This is a genomic window from Rhodococcus sp. IEGM 1318 (assembly GCF_033142465.1).
Taxonomy (GTDB): domain Bacteria; phylum Actinomycetota; class Actinomycetes; order Mycobacteriales; family Mycobacteriaceae; genus Rhodococcus_F; species Rhodococcus_F qingshengii_B.
On sequence record NZ_JAWLSC010000026.1, the window covers coordinates 1 to 22,927 of the forward strand.

The 22,927-nt window shown below is 60.5% G+C and carries 19 protein-coding genes and 2 pseudogenes; 8 read left to right on the plus strand and 13 right to left on the minus strand.

Annotated elements, in window-relative coordinates; all coding sequences use genetic code 11:
* Positions 1-245: metalloregulator ArsR/SmtB family transcription factor (locus tag R4P65_RS31530; protein ID WP_317829475.1), on the minus strand; the 245-nt coding region annotated here is incomplete at its 3' end.
* 118 nt (positions 246-363) lie between these two features.
* On the opposite strand from R4P65_RS31530, the gene R4P65_RS31535 reads away from it, so the two are divergent.
* On the plus strand, positions 364-1,206 hold the full coding sequence (locus tag R4P65_RS31535) for a hypothetical protein (RefSeq protein ID WP_317829476.1): 843 nt from the start codon (positions 364-366) through the stop codon (positions 1,204-1,206).
* 22 nt (positions 1,207-1,228) lie between these two features.
* Here R4P65_RS31535 and R4P65_RS31540 read toward each other — a convergent pair whose 3' ends face one another.
* Positions 1,229-2,113 carry a metalloregulator ArsR/SmtB family transcription factor gene (locus R4P65_RS31540; protein ID WP_317829477.1) on the minus strand — a complete coding sequence of 295 codons (885 nt, stop codon included), beginning with the start codon at positions 2,111-2,113 and terminating at the stop codon, positions 1,229-1,231.
* A gap of 99 nt (positions 2,114-2,212) precedes the next feature.
* On the opposite strand from R4P65_RS31540, the gene R4P65_RS31545 reads away from it, so the two are divergent.
* The 6 genes and pseudogenes from R4P65_RS31545 (at position 2,213) to R4P65_RS31570 (ending at position 7,454) form a co-directional block, all read left to right on the plus strand.
* Positions 2,213-3,565, plus strand: a complete 1,353-nt coding sequence (locus R4P65_RS31545) for an NAD(P)-binding domain-containing protein (protein ID WP_317829478.1) — start codon at positions 2,213-2,215, stop codon at positions 3,563-3,565.
* 10 nt (positions 3,566-3,575) lie between these two features.
* Positions 3,576-4,811, plus strand: coding sequence for an MFS transporter (locus R4P65_RS31550; RefSeq protein ID WP_317829479.1), 1,236 nt, complete (start codon positions 3,576-3,578; stop codon positions 4,809-4,811).
* Positions 4,812-4,940: 129 nt separating this feature from the next.
* Positions 4,941-5,930: pseudogene (locus tag R4P65_RS31555) on the plus strand (NAD(P)-binding domain-containing protein); the annotation flags it as partial.
* Positions 5,931-5,942: 12 nt separating this feature from the next.
* Positions 5,943-6,257: an XRE family transcriptional regulator gene (locus tag R4P65_RS31560; protein ID WP_317829480.1), complete on the plus strand. Its 315-nt coding sequence runs from the start codon at positions 5,943-5,945 to the stop codon at positions 6,255-6,257.
* Positions 6,258-6,794: 537 nt separating this feature from the next.
* Positions 6,795-6,947 carry a hypothetical protein gene (locus tag R4P65_RS31565; RefSeq protein WP_317829481.1) on the plus strand — a complete coding sequence of 51 codons (153 nt, stop codon included), beginning with the start codon at positions 6,795-6,797 and terminating at the stop codon, positions 6,945-6,947.
* Positions 6,948-7,280: 333 nt separating this feature from the next.
* Complete coding sequence (locus R4P65_RS31570) at positions 7,281-7,454, plus strand: hypothetical protein (protein ID WP_317829482.1); 174 nt, start codon at positions 7,281-7,283, stop codon at positions 7,452-7,454.
* A gap of 239 nt (positions 7,455-7,693) precedes the next feature.
* On the opposite strand, the gene R4P65_RS31575 is transcribed toward R4P65_RS31570, so the two are convergent.
* The 3 genes and pseudogenes from R4P65_RS31575 to R4P65_RS31585 all read right to left on the minus strand — a co-directional run bounded on the left by R4P65_RS31575 (position 7,694) and on the right by R4P65_RS31585 (position 11,217).
* Positions 7,694-8,269 (minus strand): zeta toxin family protein, encoded by a 576-nt coding sequence (locus R4P65_RS31575; RefSeq protein WP_317829483.1) that lies wholly within the window; start codon positions 8,267-8,269, stop codon positions 7,694-7,696.
* Positions 8,266-8,643, minus strand: coding sequence for a TA system antitoxin ParD family protein (locus R4P65_RS31580; protein ID WP_317829484.1), 378 nt, complete (start codon positions 8,641-8,643; stop codon positions 8,266-8,268). The genes R4P65_RS31575 and R4P65_RS31580 overlap by 4 nt, the downstream gene beginning before the upstream one ends.
* A gap of 583 nt (positions 8,644-9,226) precedes the next feature.
* Positions 9,227-11,217, minus strand: a pseudogene (locus tag R4P65_RS31585) (cutinase family protein).
* A 371-nt stretch (positions 11,218-11,588) separates the two neighbouring features.
* Between R4P65_RS31585 and R4P65_RS31590 the strand changes: the two are divergent.
* On the plus strand, positions 11,589-11,807 hold the full coding sequence (locus R4P65_RS31590; protein ID WP_317829494.1) for a DUF1016 N-terminal domain-containing protein: 219 nt from the start codon (positions 11,589-11,591) through the stop codon (positions 11,805-11,807).
* Positions 11,808-12,029: 222 nt separating this feature from the next.
* On the opposite strand, the gene R4P65_RS31595 is transcribed toward R4P65_RS31590, so the two are convergent.
* The 8 genes from R4P65_RS31595 to R4P65_RS31630 form a co-directional block, all read right to left on the minus strand.
* Positions 12,030-12,827 (minus strand): hypothetical protein, encoded by a 798-nt coding sequence (locus R4P65_RS31595; RefSeq protein ID WP_317829485.1) that lies wholly within the window; start codon positions 12,825-12,827, stop codon positions 12,030-12,032.
* Complete coding sequence (locus tag R4P65_RS31600) at positions 12,827-14,677, minus strand: hypothetical protein (protein WP_317829486.1); 1,851 nt, start codon at positions 14,675-14,677, stop codon at positions 12,827-12,829. Before R4P65_RS31600 ends, R4P65_RS31595 begins: the two co-directional genes overlap by 1 nt.
* A 28-nt stretch (positions 14,678-14,705) precedes the next feature.
* On the minus strand, positions 14,706-15,005 hold the full coding sequence (locus tag R4P65_RS31605; RefSeq protein ID WP_317829487.1) for a type II toxin-antitoxin system PemK/MazF family toxin: 300 nt from the start codon (positions 15,003-15,005) through the stop codon (positions 14,706-14,708).
* Positions 15,005-15,241 carry a YlcI/YnfO family protein gene (locus R4P65_RS31610; protein WP_317829488.1) on the minus strand — a complete coding sequence of 79 codons (237 nt, stop codon included), beginning with the start codon at positions 15,239-15,241 and terminating at the stop codon, positions 15,005-15,007. Before R4P65_RS31610 ends, R4P65_RS31605 begins: the two co-directional genes overlap by 1 nt.
* Before the next feature lie 420 nt (positions 15,242-15,661).
* The gene (locus tag R4P65_RS31615) at positions 15,662-16,288 is read right to left on the minus strand and encodes a TetR/AcrR family transcriptional regulator (RefSeq protein ID WP_317829489.1); all 627 of its coding nucleotides are present in this window, start codon (positions 16,286-16,288) and stop codon (positions 15,662-15,664) included.
* A 110-nt stretch (positions 16,289-16,398) separates the two neighbouring features.
* Positions 16,399-17,373, minus strand: coding sequence for a DUF2637 domain-containing protein (locus tag R4P65_RS31620; protein ID WP_317829490.1), 975 nt, complete (start codon positions 17,371-17,373; stop codon positions 16,399-16,401).
* Between the two features lie 638 nt (positions 17,374-18,011).
* A complete protein-coding gene (locus tag R4P65_RS31625) occupies positions 18,012-18,326 on the minus strand; it encodes a hypothetical protein (protein WP_030537937.1) in 315 nt (104 codons plus the stop codon).
* Positions 18,323-19,105, minus strand: coding sequence for a ParA family protein (locus tag R4P65_RS31630; protein WP_007733691.1), 783 nt, complete (start codon positions 19,103-19,105; stop codon positions 18,323-18,325). Before R4P65_RS31630 ends, R4P65_RS31625 begins: the two co-directional genes overlap by 4 nt.
* Between the last annotated feature and the right edge of the window lie 3,822 nt (positions 19,106-22,927).

Below are 22,927 nucleotides of genomic sequence, written 5' to 3' on the forward strand. Positions count from 1 at the left end.
GCCTGACGCAACACCTTGAGATGATGCGAGATCGTCGGCTGAGACAGATCGAACGTATCGGAGATGTCGCAGACGCACGCTTCACCGCCCTCGTGACTTGCCACCAAGCTCAGCAAGCGGAGGCGAACCGGATCGCCGAGAGCTTTGAACATCCGAGACAAATCGCCGGCCCAATCCTCGGTCAACGGCTCACGTACGAGCGGGGAGCAGCAGGCGCCGGTCTCCGTCACATCTTGATTCGACATACTTCTATATTGACAGATATCAAAGTAGCTAGCAACAAATCGGAGATGAACATCCGCCTCCGCGGTTGCCGATGCGACACTGATTCGAAATCCCCACATTCGACGATCGGACCGGACGATGACCAACAAGCCCGACGTAGAACAGCGCCACCTGACCAGGCTCTCAGCTTTCGTGCTGCGCGCACGGCGGGTCAAAGCACACTCGCTCTACAAGGACTTCGAAGCGCTCGAGCGGATCGGCACCGTGCCCTTCGAGTTCGACATCAGCGCCGATGGCGTGTGGATGACACAGCGCCTGCCACCGGAGGAAGTGGTGGAATCAGCTGCAGCTCGGGTGCGGCCCCTGCTCCTCAAGGAAGAAGATGCGCATTTCCAGCACACGTTGACCGCGCTGGGATGGATGCTGCGTGGCAACGATCGCGCCGATGTCGCTCAGGTTCTTGCCGGGCTCAAACAGGGGTGGGCGGAATTCGATCCGAGGGGCCGCGGAACCCTGGCCTACGCGATGCAGACTGGCCGCGTGGATGAAGAAGAGGTCTCGCCGATGATCTCGGATAATGTCCTCGCATTCGCCTGGATCTACGGCGATGTCGTGCACGGCGACTCCAAACGCCTCGCCGAGACGGAGCAGCACGGCGTACGCGAGCGCTACCGCGCAGCGGCACCCCTCGTTTGCAGACTGATCATGCAAACCACTGCCACGCTCCATGTCATCGAGTGGCTCATCGGCCTGGGCTTACTCACGCTGCCCGACGAGCTTTTCGAACGGGAAGTCGTCGTCACGGATCCCGCATTTCGGGAACAAGGGCAAGTGCACATGGCGCCCATGGGAACGAAGGTTCCGGAATCGCTGAATGGTGACCTCGGCCCTGAGTGGAGGCGCCTGACAATTCCCGCACCCGGAAAACCCGCGGAATCAATGTTCGACGTCGACAGCACCGATACTCTAACCCGGGAGTGAGCACCGCCGCCGTCACGGCAACTCAGATGGGAGCAGGCGCTGATCGCCGTTCGAGCAGGACTGTGTCGCGCCAGATGCCGTCGAGTTGGGCGATCTTTTCCCGGATCCCGATGGTGCGGAAACCTGCCGAATGGTGCAGCGAGACGGAGGGGCGATTTTCGGGGAAGATCGATGTCTGCAGCGTCCAGAGTCCGTCTGCGTCGGCTGCCATGACTTGCTTGCGTAGCAACGCTTTTCCGACACCCCGTCCGCGCATCCCGTCGGCAACATAGACGGAATTCTCGGCGACTCCGCGGTAGCAGTCCCGCCCGGACACCGAACTCAGAGCCGCCCAACCGACGACGACATTGTCGATGGTGGCGACCCAGCGATGATTCGGCAGCCACTGCGCATCGAGATACTCCCGGCTGGGTACTTCGGTGGCGAAGGTGGCGTTGCGCGTGGCAATTCCTTCGCCGTAAATCCGCAGAACAGCGTCCCAGTCGTCATCGGACATGACCCGGACGGTGACGTCGTCGGGAAGGTCGCTCGGGCAGCACGGACGCGGGGCGAGCACTCCCATCACGATGTCGGCGGCTTGCGGCAACGCGACGCAGCACGTCGGATTCATCGCGACAACGGTGCTGGTTCCTTCTTTGCGCAGGCTGACGAATCCCACGTCGGCGAGCTTGCGTACATGGTGGGAGACCGTGGGTTGCCCAATCCCCAACGCCTCGGCGAGAGCCCCGATCGTGATCCCGCCGGCAGCACTCGCTACGCGATGCAGCAGCCGCACCCGCATCGGTTCGGCCAGGCACGCGAACCACTGCGCGTAGGTGACGGCGTCAGCTTGCTCGAGCACGTTCGAGTTGACCGCACCTTGGTCCGAATCGCCGACGCGCACCGTCGGGGTCTGCAGCGATGTCATGCACCCACTATATCGACCTTCGTCGATGGTTGCATTCATCGACTGATATCGATACAGTTCGAATTAAAGATCGATCGTTGTCGATGAAAGGAATTTGTGATGACCGAACTACCCGTTGTCGTGATCGGAGCTGGACCGATCGGCCTCGCCGCCGCCGCGCAACTCCGCGAACGAGGACTCACGCCGCTGGTGCTTGAGCGAGGCGCCGTCGCCGGTACGGCGATCGCCGAATGGAATCATGTCCGCCTCTTCTCCCGCTGGTCCGAACTCGTCGATCCCGCCGCGCAGTGTCTGCTCGAGCAGAACGGGTGGAGCGCTCCCGACGTAGATGCGTACCCGACCGGACAGCAGTGGCGTCAGCTCTACCTCGAACCCCTCGCCGCCGCCCTCGGTGATGCCGTGCAGTTCGACACCGAGGTGATCGGCGTCGCCCGACGTGGCCGCGACCTGGTCGTCGACGCCGGCCGCGATACCGAACCTCTCTCCATCCACCTGCGCGGCGCCGACGGCAGCGAGGACCGCGTCTTCGCCCAGGCCGTCGTCGATGCTTCCGGCACCTGGGGCACCCCGAACCCGCTCGGAGGGGAAGGACTGCCCGCCCTCGGCGAGAGGGCTGCCGCTGCCGCGATCACCTACCGTGTGCCCGATCTCGACACCGAAGCAGTGCGTGCCCAGTTCGCGGGCAAACACACCGCCATCGCAGGCAGCGGCCATTCCGCGCTGACCGCGATCGTCGCGTTGGCCGGCCTCGAAAAGCAAGCCCCCGGTACGCGCATCACGTGGGCTGTTCGCCGCGGGGCTATCGGTTCCGCGTTCGGCGGCGGTGAGTCGGACGAGCTGCCCGCTCGCGGCGCACTCGGACTCCGCGCGAAGAAGGCTGTCGACGACGGACTTCTCACCGTGGTCACCGGTTTCCGCACCGCCGCCGTCGAATCCGCCGACAATGGTCAGCTCACGCTGGTGTCCGATGCCGGCGCCCGGATCGGGAACGTCGACAACGTCGTCACCTTGACCGGATTCCGCCCCGACTTGTCGTGGCTGTCGGAAATCCGACTCGGCCTCGACCCCGTGCTGCAGGCCCCGACACAGTTGGCGCCTCTGATCGACCCGAACGTCCACTCCTGCGGCACGGTGTATCCGCACGGCGCGAAGGAACTTCGCCATCCCGAACCGGGTATGTACCTGGCGGGGATGAAGAGCTACGGTCGTGCGCCGACGTTCCTGGCGATGACCGGGTACGAGCAGGTACGCAGCATCGCCGCCGAACTCGCCGGCGATCACGAGGCCGCTGCCCGGGTGGAGTTGATCCTCCCGGAAACCGGAGTCTGCGGCGGCGCTGGTGTTTTCGACGAACCCGATACCGCGGAATCCGAGGGTGGCTGCTGCGCCGCACCTGCTCCGGAGCTGATCTCGCTGTCCAGTCCCTCCGGCAGTTCCAACTCCTGCGGATAGGGCACAGCCGATGACGACCATCGAAGATCCGCCGCGCCCCGTCAGCCTCGATCCGTCGGGGCTGCGGCGGGTCCTGGTGGCGCTGTGTCTGACCGAAATCACCAGCTGGGGGATTCTGTACTACGCGTTTCCCGTTCTGTCGGTAGCCATTTCCCGCGATACCGGATGGTCGAGCGCTGTGATCGTGGCGGCGTTCTCCGTCAGCCAACTCGTCGCCGCCGCCGTCGGCATACCGGTGGGACGGATCCTCGATCGCCACGGGCCACGCTGGGTCATGACCACAGGATCTGTACTCGCTGTACCCGCACTGGTGGTCATCGCGACAGCTCACACCCTCCCACTGTTTTTCGCGGGTTGGGTGTTCGCCGGAATCGCGATGGGCGCGGTGCTGTATCCACCGGCATTCGCCGCACTGACTCGCTGGTACGGCGACAACTACGTCAAAGCACTGATGATTCTCACCCTCGCCGCGGGTCTGGCCAGTACCGTCTTCGCGCCGCTGTCTGTCGCTCTGGCCGATCGATTCGATTGGCGCACAACCTACCTGGTCCTCGCGGTCATACTGGCTGTGATCACCATCCCCGGACATATCTGGGGTTTGCGTGGCGGATGGCCCGACCCCGTCCGGCTACCCCATGCGCAGCCCGGCGACTATCACCGCACCTCCCGCAGCATCCCATTTCTTGCTCTGCTCGTCGCCCTCGCTGCAGCTGCCTTCGCCGCATCCGCCGGCGTCTTCAACCTCGTACCGCTGCTGATCGAACGCGGTTTCAGTCCCAGCCTCGCCGCACTCACTCTCGGAGTGGGCGGCGCCGGTCAGGTCATCGGCCGCATCTTCTACATACCGCTTGCAGCGAAAACCAGTGTCCGCGTACGCACGGTATCGGTCATCGTCGTTGTCGCCCTGAGCACCGCATGGTTAGGTCTGGCGAGCTCGGCGGCGGCGTTGATCGGCATCGCCGTCGGCGCCGGACTGGTCCGCGGCATCTTCACGTTGATACAGGCCACCGCCATCACCGACCGCTGGGGAGGCGAACACTACGGGCGCCTCAACGGGCTCATGTCCGCGCCGATCGTCATCGTCATGGCCCTGGCTCCGTGGGCCGGCACCGTGCTCTCCACCTGGACCGGTACCTACGCCCGCGCCTACCTCGTCCTCGGAGCGATCGCCCTCGTCGGCGCTGTGATCAGCGCAGCAACCGTCCCCACTCTCCGCACCACCACAACGATTCCGATCACTTCCTGACCGAAAGACAATTCTCATGACGCACTACGACGCGATCGTCGTCGGTGGCGGTCAGTCCGGCCTGGCCGCGGCCCATCATCTCGCTATCCCGGCCGCGACGAAGTCGTCGACTATCTCCGGCGTAACGCGAAGACTCTCGATGTGGACATTCACGTCAACGAACGAGCCGATACCGTCACCACCAGCGAGGGCCAGTTCACCGTCCGGACCGACAGTGGATCCGTCTTCACCGCACCTCGAATCATTGCCGCCACAGGAGGATTCGAGACTCCGCTCATACCCGCACTGAAGGGACTCGATGCCTCCACCGGGACCGTTGTGCACGCCGCCGACTACCGCGAACCCACCACCTACACGGGGCAGAACGTCATCGCCGTCGGCGCAGGGAACTCCGCCGTACAGATCGCTGCCGAGCTCGCCGAAACAGCCGATGTGATCCTGGCCAGCCGAAACCCCGTGAAATTCGCCCCGCAACACCCCCACGACGAGACATGCACTTCTGGTTCATATACACCGGAATCGACACCCTCCCGATCGGGCACCTTCTCTCGCAGCCACCGACGTCGCCGGTGTTCGACTCCGGCCACTACCGCGCCGCACTTACCGCCGATGCACCGCAACATCGTGCATGTTCACCAAACTCGAAGGAAGCCAAGCCTTCTGGCCCGACGACACCACAACAACTGTCGATGCGGTCATCCTCGCCACGGGATACACCCCAACCTGGACTACCTCACAGAACTCGGGGCAATCACCGACACCGGAAGGGTCTGTCCACCACACACCCAGGGCTCGGATAAGTGGGACTGGAATGGCAACGAAGCCTCTCGTCCGCTTCCCTACGTGGGATTGGCCGAGATGCGCACTACGTCGTCCGACGACTCACTCTTGCTGGCGTTGCTGGGTTGCGCCCAACCGAATCATGCCCTGTCCCTCACCGTCAGTCCAACGTCCACACAGCTTCGCCGGACGAGAAACTCCGTAGACACGCAGTGGACGCAAGTTCGCCACGCAAAGCAATCGCCGTTCCACGGATCAACCCCTTACCTGTTCACACACCACACCGAAAAAACCGAATCAAATCCGATGACGCGATTCGGTTCTGCGCCGACCACCTGAAACGATGTCCCTATGAGTCACTTCGGTTCATGGGTGCAAGCACAAATCGATCTTCGCGGGTACGCAAGCGTCAAGGAAGCTGCCCACGCCCTCGACGTATATCCATCGGTACTGCGCCAATGGATGTCGATCATTCGACGACCATCGCATAGCGTCGTCCGCCGAGCGGCCAATGCCTTCGACGTCCACATCCAAGAAGTTCTCGTGGCCGCCGACTACATGACAGAGGAGGAGTCCGGCATCGTAGACGCAATTCCAGCATCTGTGCGGCACTTCACAATCGGACAAATGCTCGAAGAAATCGGCCGCAGAACCGAAGGGCGGTAACATTTTCTACCAAGCGACTACGTCTGAAGTGCGAACCGTGACAACGCTTCAACGGCAAGAGAACGGTCGACTTCCCATATTACGCAGTGCGCCCCCTATACCGGCGGCAGGACATCCTTGCAATATTTTCACCGGACCTACGGACTGCGTCGCCTCTGCACCGAAGCAGTGTTCATCCAGAACCCCTTGAATTCGCCGCCACCGTTCGCATCAACCATGACGCAGCATCCTCATCGAATGCCGGCTAATGACTCTGCACAACAACAGATCCCGATACCAGATCCTTGATCCGAATCTTTGTTCCAGAGACACGATCATACAACTCGATCAGAACGACCCGCGCGACAATGTTGTCGCAGACCAGTCAAGAACTCACCTAGTGTGCGCCACTCCGCCCGGTTCACACCGCCAGAACTCCCGGACGCCATTCGATGACCCGGTCCACATCCTTCTCACCAAGTTTCCAGACCTCCGAGGAAGATGAGAGAGTCGAGGATGTACCGGATGTACCCAACCCAAGATCGGAAGGACCACCACGTGACTCTCACCGAACAACTACACAATTGTCAGGACCTGCTCGCGCGAGCGCAGTTAGCAGGCGACAAGGACGCCATCCGCCGCTTCTCGAAACATCGGCTGACATTGATCCAACAGATAGCCACCACGAGCACCCCGACCCGACGCACGTAGTCGCAATTGTCCAGTCAGTATTGTTTCGAACGGTTCGAATTCCCTCAAGATGTTCGGCCGGCAGGTTGATGAAAATCCCCGGAAAGCTGGTTTGAATCTTTCCGTAGCGAGCGGGACCGCCGAGCGGCTCACACACGATGAGCAGATTCCGCCTGTCAAATTCGACATCGAGCGACTGCGCCAGCCCGCACTACTGGTCGTAAGACCGCTTGACGATGTCGCAGCTTCGGCGGCGATACTGGCAATGGTGACGCTGTTGAGATCGCCCCTTCGGCGATCGTCGAGATGGTCGAAAGTTAGGACGCCTCCGATCGACCCCGCGCACACGGTGTTGTGGATGTACAACCAGCTACGACGTACACCCTCGACAACGGAACCGAAATCACCATTCCTGACGAGTGGAATCAGCCGGTACCGTATGTCGGTGCTGTTCCTGCCTTTGCTGGTTCGCGGATTGAATTGGCTCGGCTCGACGAGCAGCAGATGCCGGTGGATCGTCGGCGGTAAGTTTAATGCCAACCATCCGGTGGCGCCGGGGCACACAACTCAAGTTGTTACCGATCTTCCGGACGGCTCACGTCGTGCCGGCGCCCTGTGGGCGCGATGGCGGCAGCCCAAGCATGTGGGTGTCGGCTTACCCGGTATCGCAGGGCGCGAGGATCTGCTTCTTCAGTTCGGCGAGCACCTGGAAGGCACACAAAGATTTGTTCGGTCACCGTCGCTGAGCGTTGGCTGGGATCGAAAACCTATTTCTGTGCTTTCCGGAACTCAGCCGGAGTCCATGCTGGCCAGGCAATCTCGCCGACCGGATCGCCGTCGACAAACCGGGCAACGATGCGCGTGACATCCGGGGCGGTGTTGTCGTACACGGTCGCGTGGTCGGACCGATCAATCGCATCGACGACCAGCGACCACAGCCGCTCGAATCGCTCTCGAATCTTCACCTCAGGAACCGAATGCCCACCCTCGACAACCCGCCCGGCAACACGAGCGACCGACAACTCGACCGGAACCAGGACCACATGCAGCACGACAACGAAACCGGCCTGGCGTGCATGGTCGATCAACTCCAATTTCGACGGATGCGAAAATACCGTCTCGGCGATGAACGACTCACCCCGCTCGATCAGGGCCCTGCGCATGGTCGCCGCAATCCGCGCGGCCTCATAGGAATGTTCCTCGGCAGAATCGGGCCAGTGATCCTTGGCGATTACATCCGCATTGACGAACACGCTCCCGGAAAGCAGTGGCGCGAGACGCTGCTCGACGAACGTCGATTTTCCGGCACCGTTCGGTCCGACGACAAGATCAAGACGTCTCACAAGACGATCTGCGAACCGTCAGGCAGATACTTGACAACCCGGCCGTGCTCGTCGAGCGAAATCGTTGCACGCCCCTGAACAGCGCGATCAGCAAGATGGTTACCGGTCGCGATCGATTCTTCGACGGTGGCCGCAATCTCGGCGTTGAACACCGCGCCCTCTTCAGCGGAGAGCACACTCAAGGGAATACGGCCGGCAAGGGCGGCCTCGACACGCTGGCGCGCGACCTGTCGCTGGTTCGACACCTCACGACCGACCCGGGCCCAGTGCTCGAGCTGCTGGCGCGCCGAGCGATGCTCGCGCTGTCCCTCCGCTGCCGCGGCATCGACGAGCTCTGACGAGAATCTGGTGACCTTGTCGACGACTTCTGTCATGATTCCTCCTTCGCTACAACACCGAGTTCATTGTAGCAATTTGCTACAGGAGATGTGCGTGCGTGACACCACACCAGACACCAGATTGAACGAGGAAAGAAATAGCTGACCTTTGACCCACCCAACAGTCGGAGAATGCGCCCCTCCCGCCGACATCGACCGCTTCCGCCCTCGTCCTCTACGCAAGCGAGTCCTGGAAGCAGGCAGCGAAGATCATATTCGTCGCAAGCGGTTTCTATTCGGCGATAGAGCATTTCGGTGAGGGTGGCGTCAACCCGCGAGGAGTAGCCGCTCTTCTGCCACTATTGGTGGAAACCATCTTCGACTGACGCACTTGAGGCTCCTCAACTTGCGTTGCGGTAAGACCGTTCTGCGGAATCTCTCGTTGAGTGAATGAAGTGACATCGAAAGCTGCCGATCCTTTGTGCCCAGATGTTTCGACGTGTCCGGGTGAGACGAGCCCGAACTCTTGCTTGCGTGGATGTTCGCGATCGCTGATGCCCGCTTCGGGCCCAGGGCTGACGTGGAACATCCCTTCGTTATGTGAGCATTGAGAAGCCGGATTGTGGGGCGCGGTATCGGATCATGCTGCGCGTCCGATCTGCAGATTGAGCCAGTCCGAGATCCACTGGATCGCATTGCGGCCCGCGTTGTCGACGACGAGGGAGTTGTAGTTCTGGTGTGCTCCGGAAGCGAAGAAGGACGCGGCGTCGAGGCCCTCCCCTATCAGGGAGGCGAGGTCGTTGGTGCCTTGTGAGCTGGTCATGGTGGTCAACGAACCGGCCAGTGCTGGGAGATCCAGATTCTGTGCTTGTGCGGTGATGGTGGTCGCGGCCGTCGAGGCCTGCTTGCCGAGCAGCGTCGGATCAGTCTTCGTAGCTTTGCCGGAGAGCATGTTGACCGCGACAGAGGCGAGTTCGAGTCCGACCGGGACGAGGCCGGTCATGGCAGCCCCGGCACCGAGTGGGTCCGGGAGCTGTCCTGGCGGTGGGAGCAGCTTCTCGACTGCGGCCCACGCGATTTCCTGCACCTGCCCAACAAGGTTTGCGAGCTTGATGATGTCGACACCTCCCAGGATCGACGCGACGAGGGCGGCGACCTGCGAGTAACCGGACGGATCCGGGATTACCGACAGGACCTGCGAGACCCATTTCAGATCGACACCGGAAGCCATTTTCACCAGCGGGGAGAACTGGTTGTTCAGATCCCCTGCAACCTTGTGGGCACCGTGGGCGTCGAGCGCGGCGACCTTCTGCGGAAGAAGGTTCAGGTTCGCCAGGATCGCAGGCATGTCCAGGGAGGTGATGCCGGTGGCGACGTTAAGAGCTTGGTTGACGACTACCGTGGGTTTAAGGACGGAGAGAACTCCAGACGCGGCACTGAGGACGTCACTCGGTGTCGCCAGGAGCGGCGCGATCTGACCGTCGAGGCTGCCAGCAGCAGTTGATAACGAAGTCAGGTCCGGAGATGCGGCCGGCAGCGTCGTGGAGCCCTTGCTAGCGAGATTGCTCGCGGTGTCGGCGATCGCGGTCACCGTCGAGAGCGCACTGCTGAGATCAGATTTGCCGGCCTTGTCCAGAACCCGGCCGGCATTGTTTTCAGCCGTCCCGGCGGCAGCTGCAGCGAGTTGCCCGTTCGCGGCAGGATTGGCAGCGCCGGAGCCGAGTAGTTCGGCGAGCGGGCTGATGGTGTTCGCCAGAGTTTTCGCGCTGGAGGCAACCTGCTCGAGGTCGACTGCGCCTTCGGTCTTCGACAGTTCGCTGGTCAGGTAACGGGTTGCCGTGGCAAGGCCCGGAAGGTCGGCTTGGGAGAAATCCGACGCCAGAGCGGTGGCCAGGCGTGATTGTCGCCTACCTGGCCGTCACCTCCAGCACTCGGGGCTTTGGTGAGCACTGAACCCAGCGATCCGAGCAGCGGACTCGAGCCTTTTTGGATCGAGCAGTAGAGGTCTTTCGGATCGCAGATCGAGGCGACGCGCCCTGAGAGGTTCCCCATGCCCTGGGGCCGCGGATCGGCGATCCCTTTTCCTGACGACTGCGGGCCGATGACTGCTTCGCCTTTCGTTCCGGAACCGGGATCGGCGAGGAGCCCGACAGCGAGGACCTGCTCTGCCTGGATGGGGCCGGTGCCGTTGCCGATCGCGGAAGCGAGATCGCCTGCGATGTCCGCACCCTGGGAATAGCCGGTGATGGTGAACTTTGTATCGGAGCATTTCGTGGCGATCTTGTTGAGAACGTCCTTCGCCTTGCTCAAACCATCAGATTTGCTGTCCGCATAGGTCTTTCCGTTGTCGAACGCTCTCGCCATATATGGCAACGTGTAGACCTGCGCCGCGTTTCCCTGTTGCTCCTTCAGTCCGTCGGCAATCGGTTTGAGCATCCCGACCGAGATCGAAGGATCAGCGTCTTCTGCCGTTTCCCAGGTCCCGGGAATGAACAGGTTGAAAGTCTTCGCGCATCCGTTCAATTCGGCGGACGCGATGCCCGGCGACATCAAAGCGATGGAGGCTGCGACGACTGTTGCCGTCATCAGCATGCAGACCGGACGGCGGAGAGTCGAACCTAGGGACTGCATGAGAACCTTTCTCTACCAGGGAAACCGATACACCTGTCCGCGCGCTGGACTGATCAAAAGCGACCGATTCAGGTGAGTGCCACATGGTGTTGGACGGACTGACACTGGTCAACGCGCCTTGTGAAGAACCGAGGTGGGCGAGGCCCCGTCGATGCCTGTACCCAACACCCACCTGCACCGAGTCATCAGGCTCGCCGGATGCGGTTGCAGGCGGCATGCCCGGTGAGCGTTCCCGGGAGCGCTGGGTGGAGATGGACAGGTGGTGTGCCGGCTGAACTGCCAACCGACCACCCCAGCTTTTCGATCATCTCGAGTCGCAGGTTCGACTAGCTCGTATTTGCGCCATCCGAATCGTCAACACGGAACTTCTCATCCGGTATTGGGACATCGGGCACGCAATCGGTAAGCGTCAGGAGGCCGAGGGCTGGGGTACGACGGTGATCGACAGGCTCGCCGTCGAGTTTCGCTCGGCTTTTCCCGACATGCGAGCGTTGTCACGGACCATTCTGAAGAACAAGGCGGCAGATGGCGAACATCTGGGGGTGCGATGCAATTGGCCAACATCCTGTTGGCCAATTGCCGTGAGGTGACGTGACGGTGCTGCTCGACCGGCAGCAGTCGATGCCATCGTCTCCGAACTGCGCGTCAAATCTGACAGCCTTGACTGAGAGTCACACCTGTCCGGCTCGGCCGATGCATCAATGCGGGCGAGAGATCGATATTGGTGTTCGGTCCCAGGGCCCGCGAACGGGATCCCCTGCCCTGCCCGGCGCGTCGAGGGCAAGGCAGCGCGTCGAGAGGCAGGGCAGTTTCTATGTCCAGTCGATGTGTACGGATTCGATGGAATCGAAGTGGAAACCGAACGTGTCACCGTACTGGTCGAATCCCTTGTTCTCGGGATAGTCCATCGTGGCGTGACGTTCGAGGATGGCAACCACCCGGGCATGATCGTCGCCTGCCAAAGCCATGGCGAGTTCCCGTGTTTCGTCGAGACTGAAGGGGCTGTCGGAGTTCGCGAAGTCCAGGGTACGCACTCGATAGTCGTAACCCTCTTCGGAGCCGTTGCGGACGGACACTCCCCCACGGACTCGGATGGTGGCCTTTTTGGGTTGCCCGTCGGGTCGTAGGACGCCGGCGCGGTCCATGATGTCGCGAGCTTTGACATTTTTGAGTTTCTTTTTCGCATCGGCGCGCAGCTCGTTGGTCTCGCCGGAGCGGTAGCGAGAGACCGCTGATCGCGAACGGCCGATTTTCTTTGCGACAGCATCGATTCCGCCGAGCCGTTCGATGGCAGCTCGCCGCCTGGCGCGTTCGGTGACGTCGGGGTGTGGGATCCGTCCTTGCTGCGCCCACCGCCGCAGTGTTCGGTCAGAGGGGGGCTTTCTCCCGGCGTCGACAGCTGCTTGCCGTAGGCCTTCTTTACCGATTTCGGCACGGATCTGGCGTACGGAGACTTTGCTGGTGAGTCCGGCCAATCCCCCGCTTTTGACCGATTTCGATTTTTCGATACCACTGGTCGCTGCTGTCGAGACAGATACGTTGAGGCCGTCCAAGCCGACAGTCTTCTGTGCGGGTTTGGTTGATCGCGGTTTCGGAAGATGCAGGGCCACTATATGTTTCCTTCATCTTCGTCGGTGAACGCAGCTTTGAGTGCGAGGTTGATCTCGTGGGTGTCGCGTGCGTCGGTCAGCATGACAGTGATGTCCTCGGTGAGCGGGGCGCTCTTTTCCAGAGTCATCTTCCCGAGTGCGTCACTGTCGTCTGCGATGTCGATGCCCGGGGGCAGGGGGTAGACCCAGGAGTCGGTGACGGTGCGCAGTGGCCATCGGCCGGTTTCGCGTGCGATGCGCATCGCGACGCGGCGGCCTCGCCAGCGGCAGTGTGCGATGATCGCGGCTCGCCAGAGCGGTTGGTGGTGGTGTTGCATTTGTTTGGCGGTCCACATGTCGGGGTTGACCATTCGGCCGATGTAGCCCTTGTAGCAGGCGCCGATGAACCGTTTCAGTGCTGTGTCGCCGGTGTCGACGGCAACTTTGCGGGCTTCTCTCAATATTTTCGCCCACTTGTCGAGGGCTCGACCTTGTTCGGGGTAGACCCATGCTTCTGCGATGTCGAGGTCGTCGAGTTCTGCGCCGATTCCGCCATCGGCGATGGACGTTTGCAGTGCGTCGAGGCTGACGGTGGTGATCCAGGTCTGGACAGGTTGGTCGGCGAGCATGTGTGGGTGAGGCAACGGCAGAGCGGGTGGGAGCGCCAGCATGTCACCGGGTGGGAGGGTTACACGCCAGAGTCCGAACGGGGTTTTCGATTGCCGCGCAGCGCCGAGCGCGTTCTCGCCGCGAAGATGCCGAGGTTTTCCGTAGCCGAATTCGAGCATGCCAGCGGAAGCGAGGTATGCAGCTCGTTGGTCTATCGATACCAGTTGTGTTGCGTCGGAAAGTTCTTCGAGGTCCGGGATGCGGGTCCATCCGACTGCAGGTTCGAGATCTCCGCGGGGTTCGCCGTCCAGTGGTGGGACCGGTCCACCGACAGTGACGACGATTCCTTTACCGCTGCGGGTGCGGTCGCGTTTGATCTTGTCGACGATCGCCGCGCCGGTGCGTGCTGGAGTGGGGCCGGGTAGTACGCCGAGGTGTTGTGCACACCAAGCGAGTCGGCGTCCCAGTTCCTGCGCAGCGGGGAGGTCGTCGTCGGGGAGGTAGGTTCCGGCGGCCGGTGATCCGAGGATCCCCATGTCTCCCACGCGATTGCCCCATCCGAAGTCTTTGTTCCAGTAGGTCCACACGTAGGGTTCGATGAAAATGTCGACCATGGATGTGAAGTTCCCGGTGGTGCGGGAGAGGTGAACGACGTGGCCGGGTTCTCCGCGCAGTTCCCATCCTGCGGTCAGCATTGGGGTCAGCGTGGCGTGGAGGATCGCGGTGAGTTCTTCGGCAGCGCGGGTGCGGAGGATTTCCATGTCGTCGACGTCGTCTTCGCTGCCTGGGTCGATGATCCATCCGAGCATGTCGCAGGCTTCGATTCCGACTATCCAGATCTGTGCCGGTGCGCCCAGCGGGGTGAGCGTTGCCCATCTGATGAGTTTGTCAAGTTTTTCGATGGAATCGACTGGGCCGGTGAGTGTGTGGCCAGACGGTGTGTAGGTGCCGGCTGCTGTGACAATGACGGCGTGGCCGTCTGCCGACTCGCCGGCGGGAGGAAGAGCGGCCGGTTCGGTTGCGTCGAGTTCTGACGCCTGGGTGGGTTCCGTTTCCACTTCGTTGGAGCGCTCATCCGGAGAGGTGACGATGTCGTCGGTTCGGGGGTGCTCCGCAACCCCGGAATCCGTTTCGAGACAAGCGGTGTCGTCAACGTCGAACAAAGAAGGCTGGTCTGGTTCGGGAACTTCGTCCAAACGAGTAGCGGATTCTGGTGTTTCGAGCTCGAATAGCGTGAACTGCTCCCCTTTCTTCAGCGCCATGTTTCATCCTTTCCGTTCACTGTCGTCCTCATTCGAGATCGAATGCGGCGCGCACGGCTATGGACAGTGATTCTTCTTGTGCTGGCAGAAGATAACCGATGATGTTGCCGAGTGCACTGACGGGAATGGTCGTAATGTGGTCGCAACTGACCACCGCGTCGGCGGATAGTCCGTTCGCGGCGCTGACGGACACCTCAGTGGACAGTCCTCGGATCTCGTCGGTGATGGGCGCTACCGTAACGGTCCCGAGGTGTGGACGGACCATCTGTCGGGTGAGTACGAGGACCGGCCGAACTGTGTCGAGGTTGGCTTCGTGAATTGGTCGCATCAGGTCGAGCCTGTCGGCTGTCGGTTCACGGCGTGGTGAGCGAGGGGGCTCAGATCATGTTCGGGTGTTGCGGCCGAGAGGATCTCCGCGTCTCGTGCGGCTATCTGACGGCGACGCTCCCGTTGGAGAGCGCGCAACACTAGCGAGGCTCGCGAGGTGGCGCGATGTTCCCTGACTTCGTCATCGAGAAATTCCACGATCTCGTCCGGTAGTCGTACCGCGATCTGCGTGCTCATATGCTGATGGTACCGAAGTGGGATTCGTTTTGGTACCACCCTCGTGTGCAAGTTGTGGAACCGATCATTCAACGGGCGGCGAGGATCGATGAAGTACTCAGCGGCCCCGACGCGGCACACCTTCCCACGCACACGGTTTCCGCTACTTTCATCGGGTCGATCTAAATTTGGTGTTCTCCGTTCTCAGTGACGGTCGCGTCTTCACGTCGACACGGCTCGGATCGCTGAAATATTCGCTATGAGACAAAGCGCTTAGAAGATTCGACTCTGGAAGCCTGGCACCTTGTCACCCCTCTCGACGACGCGACTGCCTCGCTACCGTCGAGGAATTAGCAGTACACCGTGTACACGGTTGGCGACGTCACCGCGAGAATTGGGTCCGGTTCCTCTCCCCTACTCACGACCTCGCCAGCGCGCGAACTACGCATCTGAAATCAAATACGCGTTCACTAAGTCGTCGATGCGCGAAGTGAAATCTCCAGGGTCGCCGAGTACCTGTATGACTTGAACTGCGCCGATAAATCCCGCGCACAGATTCACTGCCAGGCGCTGGGCGGCGGAGGCGGGGAGCTGTCCGTCTGCGATCGCAGTATCGACGAGTCGGCTGACGAGTTCCACCCACTTGCGGAACGCGGGTGGGGCGGTATCGAGACCTGCTTCTGTCGTGAGCCTGAGGCCGGCTCGGGCCAGGGCATCGTCAGCTATAGACGCCGCTGAACCGTTGAAGAATGCAGCCAACTGCTCAAGTGCTGGCAGTCCGGATTCGTCGGTTGATTGTCGAGTTCGGCGGAGCGCGGTCAACCAGTGGTTGATGAGTTCTCTCGCGATCGCTTCTTTCGAGTCGAAGTGGAAGTACACCGCTCCTTTCGTGGAGGCAGCCTCGGCGATGATGTCGTTCAACGAGGTGGCGGCATACCCATCGATCGAGAAGGAGCGTGCAGCCGCCTTGAGGATCTTTGCCTTCGTGTCGTGCGCTCGTTGTTGTCGGGGTCGTTGGAGCGGTTCGGGCGGAACAATCAAGTGTCGTCGGTCGTCTGGGTCAGTCAATGCGGGTTCCTTACCTGCAGTCTGTGGGGAGTTCCCGGGGGCCATCCCCTCCATGATGGCGCGTTTCCTGCCCTCTCGGAGACTGCGGCGTTGCTGGGTTGCGGCGCTTCTCACGTCGTAGTGACGAGTTGGTCGGCGAAGTGGACGTCGGAGGCTCGCATGTCGATGAGCGGCGGGTTATCGAAGCCGGCCGCTCGGGCCGCGGTGTCGAATTTTTCGTATCGGCGCCACGAGGTCGATGTTGCGACAGGAGGGTTGGACGTCTGGGCGATCATCTCCCAGGTGAGAGTCGGGTCTGCGAGCTTGCGTCGTGCGGTTTCCTTGACAGCGTCGGGCAGGTCCGATGTGGCAATGAACCATTCGAGTTCGGCATGCGCCACCGCCTCTGCGTTCGACGGCTCCGGGTCCACGGAGGACCCTGTTTGTTCGGAGGGGCTCGGATGCGGAGCGCTTTCCTGCGCGTCATGCGTTTCTGCGCCGCCTAAAGAATGCTGGGCTCCTACAGCTGTTTCGTTGCGCATGACGACGCTTTGCGTAGCAACCGTACCCACACCTGCGGCAGCATTGTCGATCTCGATCTTGTAGTCGGAATATGCAATACCCGTTGCTTTGATCAGGATTCCCAGACCGTGCGTGAAGGCGAGTACGAGCACCGGCGGAATGACCGCGATCATGGCGGCAACGGCCGGGTCGAGAGGCGTGTAGCCGATACTCTGACCTGCCGCAACGGCCTGTTGCGCAACTGTTGCGGAGTGGAACGCATGGTAGGCGTTCCCGAGGATGCTGATCGCGACCACCGCAACAGCAACCGCAACGTAGAAGTACTTGTCGCGTCGATGCATCTTCAGTTTGCTCAGAATGACGATGGCGACGGTGGATCCGAAGATTGCACTGTCAACGATGACGGGAAAGATCCATGCGAGGTTTTCGGGGATGGTTCCTTGGCGCGCGAGGTCCCGTTGGACTGCGAAGGAGAGGACAAATGCGCCTGCGGTGATCCCGATTGCGATGAAAATCGCGATGAGAAGTGCGGCGATCAGTGCTCCAAGCTGGATCCGCGCTGCGCGCAGACTAAAATCACCCATGATCGGGTTTTCCTTCCTACAAGGGGTGTTCTCGGTCTGGAGTCCCGCTGGTTGCCGCCGGCGGGGCTCCTCCTGGTTTCGGAAGATTTTCTCTGGTGGGAGCTCCTTGCGTTTCGCCCGTTTTGCGTGCGGTGAGGGTTGACAGCGATTTCTAGCGGTCGTATCCGAGAGGCGACTGATGCTTTTTGCGTCGCGCTCAAAGCACGTCAGTGATGTCGTTCCAGCTGCGTGCCTGTCGATCTCAGAGGGACGTGGGGTGGTCTGCAATTTTGCGTGATAATTGCGTGACTGCAGCGGATTGTTCACGCAAATTGCTCCAGGCTTTGCGCTGCCAAGGCTTCCAAGTTCTACAGAACGGACTGTCAGCAGATCAGAGGGACATGGCATTGCGCGCACAGCAAGGACTTCCCGCCCCGGCGGTTCCCCTCCCGCCCGCACCCGACAGCCGTTCTCAATATCGAGGTCCTTGGAATGTCCCCCACACATGCCTACTCGGCTGTCGTGCCAGGCGCCTCTAACTAGGTCTTCCAGCCGAAACACACGATGCCCTCGCCCGGGGCCGAACCCCACAATCAAGAATCAAGAATCAAGACAACCCATCATGCGTGCACGCAGTGCACGCCATGCACGCGACGCTCCTATAGTCCTCTGGCCTTCAAGTATTCGTCCAGCGCGGCCTCGGTCATCGATGCCTCGCTGATTTCGCGATCGCCAGTCTCGTACCGCAATTTGTCGACGCCACGCCGGAGGCGATCCTTGGTCGAAGGTTTGATGCGCGTGTTGTGGGTCATCGACAGCTTCTCCTCCTCATCTTTGCGGGCACTGAGATCCGCTGAAGGCGATGGTGGCGTAGCTGCAGGTGCCGCAGGGGTCGCGTCTCCCCTGGGCGGACGTTCCGGGATGAGTTCAGCCGGATGCGTCTTACGAATGGCAGGTTCCCGCTTCACGCTCATGCCGGGGCTCCGATCACGATGGGCAACTCAGCGAGCAAGTCACTGTAGGCAAGTTGCAGCGTCAATGCTTTCCCACCCTTGAACTGGTGAATCGGAGTGCGATTCGAGTGCGCGTCCTGGCGGGCCGCGAGTTCCGGGATCGATGTCTTGGCGACGAGTGAGCCGTAGGTTTCCCGTAGCTCGCTCTCTCTGAACTCATGTTCGCCGGTAGACCGTTTACGACTGATCACGATCTTGTCGAACTCCAGCTTCGGATTCGCCCGTTTACGAACGGTGTCGATTGTCTCTTCGAGCTTCTGAACGCCACCGACACTGTCGATTGTGGGTTCAGTGATGGCGACAACGCCATCTGCTGCAATAAGAACCGCGAACAGCACCTTGCCCATATTGGGAGGGCAGTCGAAAAGCACGGCGTCATAAGGAGAAAGGTCGAGCCCCTCGAACGCAACGTCTAGGCGAAACACCAGGTCATTCGACCCATCCGACTCGATTTTGCCGAGCTCTTCGTCTGCGGGAATGAGGTCGACGCCATCCCATGGGGTGGCAATGATCGCCTCGGCTGCAATGCCTTCTCTGGTCTGGTTCATGAGGTGGTAGGCCGTCATCATGCCCTCTTCGAGAGTGACGCCGAGGCCGCCGGTCGTATTGCCCTGTTGGTCCATGTCGACGACAAGTACTTTTCCGCCGACCGCGGTGATGGCGCTGGCAAGCCCGAGAGTGGAGGCCGTCTTGCCTACGCCACCCTTCTGGTTGCCGAGTGCGATTTTGCGTGGCTGCATTGCGGACCTTTCATCGAGGGCGTTGACATTTGCGAGGCGTGCATTGCGTGTAAACCACGCGCTGCATGCAATATGTGCATTGCTTGCTGTGTGCGCAATCCACGCTGTACGTGGGCTGCATGCAGACTGTGCGTGACGGGCAATCCAAGCACTGCATGCATTGCGCGCTAAGTCTGCTCCACTCGCAAAACACGCACACTGTGCATTACGTGCGCGCGTAGCATAACACGCATGTCATGCGTGACGTACAAGCCTTGCACTCTGCGCGTGTCATGCACGAATTGCGTCAAGTGCAACCCTTGCGTTCAACGCATGCAATGCTCATCACGCGTTCACCGCAACCCATGCACGTCATGCGCGACACGCTATCCATGCCTTGCTAGCAAACCCTGCATGCTTTGCACACAATGCGTACCTCGCTAGCCAAGCACTGATCACATACAACGCATGGCGTGCTCTGCACGCACCGCTAGCGGTGCTACCTCCGCACGCACGCGCTGCTCTGCATGCAAACCATACAACGATCGCAGCGCACGCAGAGCACGCAGAGCACGCATGACGCGGTATACAAGGATTGCACGCATGCCATGCGCTGCTAGCAGGACATGCCTTGCATGCACCGCACGTCTTTCACTTCTGCATGCAATGCATGCCGTGCATACAGACCACGCATTGCGTGAACCCGCAAAATAGCAGGTCAATGCACTCATTGCCATCGAACGAACCGAAAAACATCTGCCGTGAGTGTCACACACCGTTGCAAAAGGTCGACCGACCAAGAGCAGCTTGGCTGCCACGATCACCCGATAGCGAGGCGTTCCAGACACGAATCGAAACGTGTGACAGTCCGTCTCGATCAGATTGTCAAGGAAGTGGAAGGGACTCTATTGGACAGCCAACTGACTAAAGGCGGAAATATAGGGTTTCAGCAATCTCCGCTGTGCGCACAGAACAAATTGCTCAACCGTCGCGAGCGGTCCTGCCCAGCCATCCGCCAATGCACCGCCCTTGCGGGGATGGAAGGAACGCGCCAACCTTGCGAGGCGGGCAAGACAGCCTGCCACTTCAGAAACTTTCTGATGTTCGCACCGGGGGCACTTCAATAGAACCCTGTACCCCTTTGAAGGCCAGAACATATTTCATTCCATCGGGGTCCGAACATCCAGGGCAGAAGGAAGGACTCACGTGAACCGCACGGATGGTGAAAAAACTGAGACATGCGTGGGACGAACAACCACACTGATCGAGGGGAGGGGGTTCCAATTCTATTGAGAGATACAGCCGACTGACTGCCAGTCGGGGTGCTCATCTAACTCACGAACAACATTGCGGAATCATCTCAGGACACAGCGGGGGCACGCGGTGAAACGAAAATTCTGCGCGAAAGGTCGGTCGCGGTGTGAACCCGGACGTGTAAGGGAAGGGACGTATGGAGATCCGGATCAGTCGAAGTTCGGCCGCGACGGAATGACCGAAGCGAGTCCGAGCAGGCACTAACTTTTCATCACAGTGACGAAATTAGGCTTGGGGACGGGGTGGGAAGAATCAGTTCCGTCAGGCTTGATTTCGCCGCTTTGCGAGCAGAACTTTCGGGTGGGTGGGCACATTTCGAATACAGCGACGCATGAATCGCAACGCCGAAACACACGCACTTCTCGACCGAGTGGGGGAGGGGATGGAGACAGCTTCCCGTCTACAAGTATCCCGTGCACGATGCCGGCGCTGCCGTGCCGACGGCTACGAACGACGCAAGATGGCCCACCGTTTCACGCAACAGCGCTGCCATACGTGCAATGCATGCCTTGCAACGCACGCATTGCATGTATGGCATGCGCGACCAGGATGCCTCGCAAAGCATGCGTCACACGCAGTGATCGCACAATGCTTCTCTGCACAAAAAGCCGTTTACCTGCGCAAATAAAGATGCTCAGTCAGGTACATGTCTCGGAGAGATAGACCGATAGACGATCCGAATACCTACGGGCGCGTCTGCATTGGAGGAAACGGCAGTCGTTTCAACCCCTCTGGGATGTTGAACCCGTACCAGCGCGGCGTTCTTCAAGCGCAGAGAAGCGGACCGCCAGCCCGCCATTGACTGGCTCGGGCGGGGTCAGTTCTCCGAAAATGGCTGTGGAGCTCCGCGTATTAGATCAAAATGTTGTCCTCCGGGTTCTTTGTGTCCCGATCAACGTCGCCATGAGTATTTACACCTGTGGCCATCAGGGTGCTGTGCCACGGATCGCCACACTTCTCGGCAACGCTTGTCGATCATCGTGAGGCGTGTTTTTCGGACGTGTATTGCTTGGCCGGATTGGGGCCAGTAAAGCCTCAATGCTGCTGCTTGCATGTCAGGTGTGCCCGAATGCTGGCTAGGATCTTGGCGCGGTGCTCCGGGTTCGCTGCCATTTTCGTACGTTGAACATGTGAGCTTTCAAGTAATTCTTGTTCCCTCTTTCGCGCCAGGTCGGCCGATTTACGCTGTTCACTGGGCGATTCTCCGGTCCAGTCGATCCCCTCGAGCCTGCGTCTGAGGTATGCCAACGGTGAGATCAGGCTTGATCTTGTTGGCCAGATCCACCCCCGGTCTGCTGTGTCTCGGGAAAGCGTCTGTGCGATGTCACGTCCTGTCCATCGCGTCGTATCGATCTTGACATCGCGGAGAAGATCACAGATCGCCCCGATATGTCCGGTCGATCTGAGAGCCGGCGCATGGTTGACGAGTTCGGCTGCAGTCCTCTGAAGTGCCAGAGGCCGCGGTGTGATCCGAGAAGTGCTTCGTTTTTTTGTTGTGAGCTGGGCTCGCGCGTGCGCGCGTTGGTGAGTTCTTCCTAACGGAAGAACTTCAAAAGATAAAAAACCAACACTAGATAGGGTGTCAGTTCCTATCGGCCCTGGTCGACTGCTGTGGGGCTGATAGACGCGATTGACGTCGGGCCTCAGAGAGTTGTGAGCTCTGTGGCGGGTTGCTCTTTCAGAGGCGCGAGACGGTCGCGTCTTGGCGAGTTTGCGGTGAGGCGTCGTTGCCACGATTGTTCGAGGGGATGACAGTGACCATGTCGATGCAGCGCGGTGCTGTTGACCCCCGTGATGGGCTTCAGCAGCCAGAAACTCCAGGGTTTTGAGGTTCCGTCCCCGGACGTGTTCGATGCCCATTCCCAGCGCGATGAGCACTCGCCTGGCGCGATTGACAGAGGATTCGCTGACTTTGGCCCGGGCAGCGATCGTTGATTTCGCTGCGGAGACCCCGCGGCCGGTGTGGGATTCGGCGAAATGTGCGTGAGCTTGTGCCACTGCGTAAGCCTTGTCGGGCTTGATCAGGTTGCGCGCGCACAACGCCTTGCCGGCCGGGCTGGTGGTGTGATGCCGGAATTGGCGGAGCCATTCCCTGCGTGATGTCCACACTGGAACGCGTGCTTGTTCCGTTGGTTCGACAGGTAGGGACCAAGAGCGTCCACGCTGGTAAGTGGACTCGTTGAGTTGCCGTGTAGCGGATTCGAGGCGCGCGATACGTGAGAGAGCATCGTCGACTGCCGCTTGCCATTCGTCGACTTCTGTCGATTGAGGAACAGCGGATTGGGTGCCGATGTGCGACACGCCGAAGGTTGGTGATATGGAATGAGTTGGGCTGTATTCAGGGTATGCGCTACCCTGAGACATACCTGCCATAGGTAAGTCCCTTCCAGGGGATGCAGTACGAGCAGAGAAAGCGCTAACTTTCGAAGCTCACCTCTCGAGAATGTTCGAGAACAGATGTCGGAGAACCTGCCAGTTCTCAGTCGACGTCAAGGACCTGCCAGTCCTTATTTCGCCGCGATGCGGTCC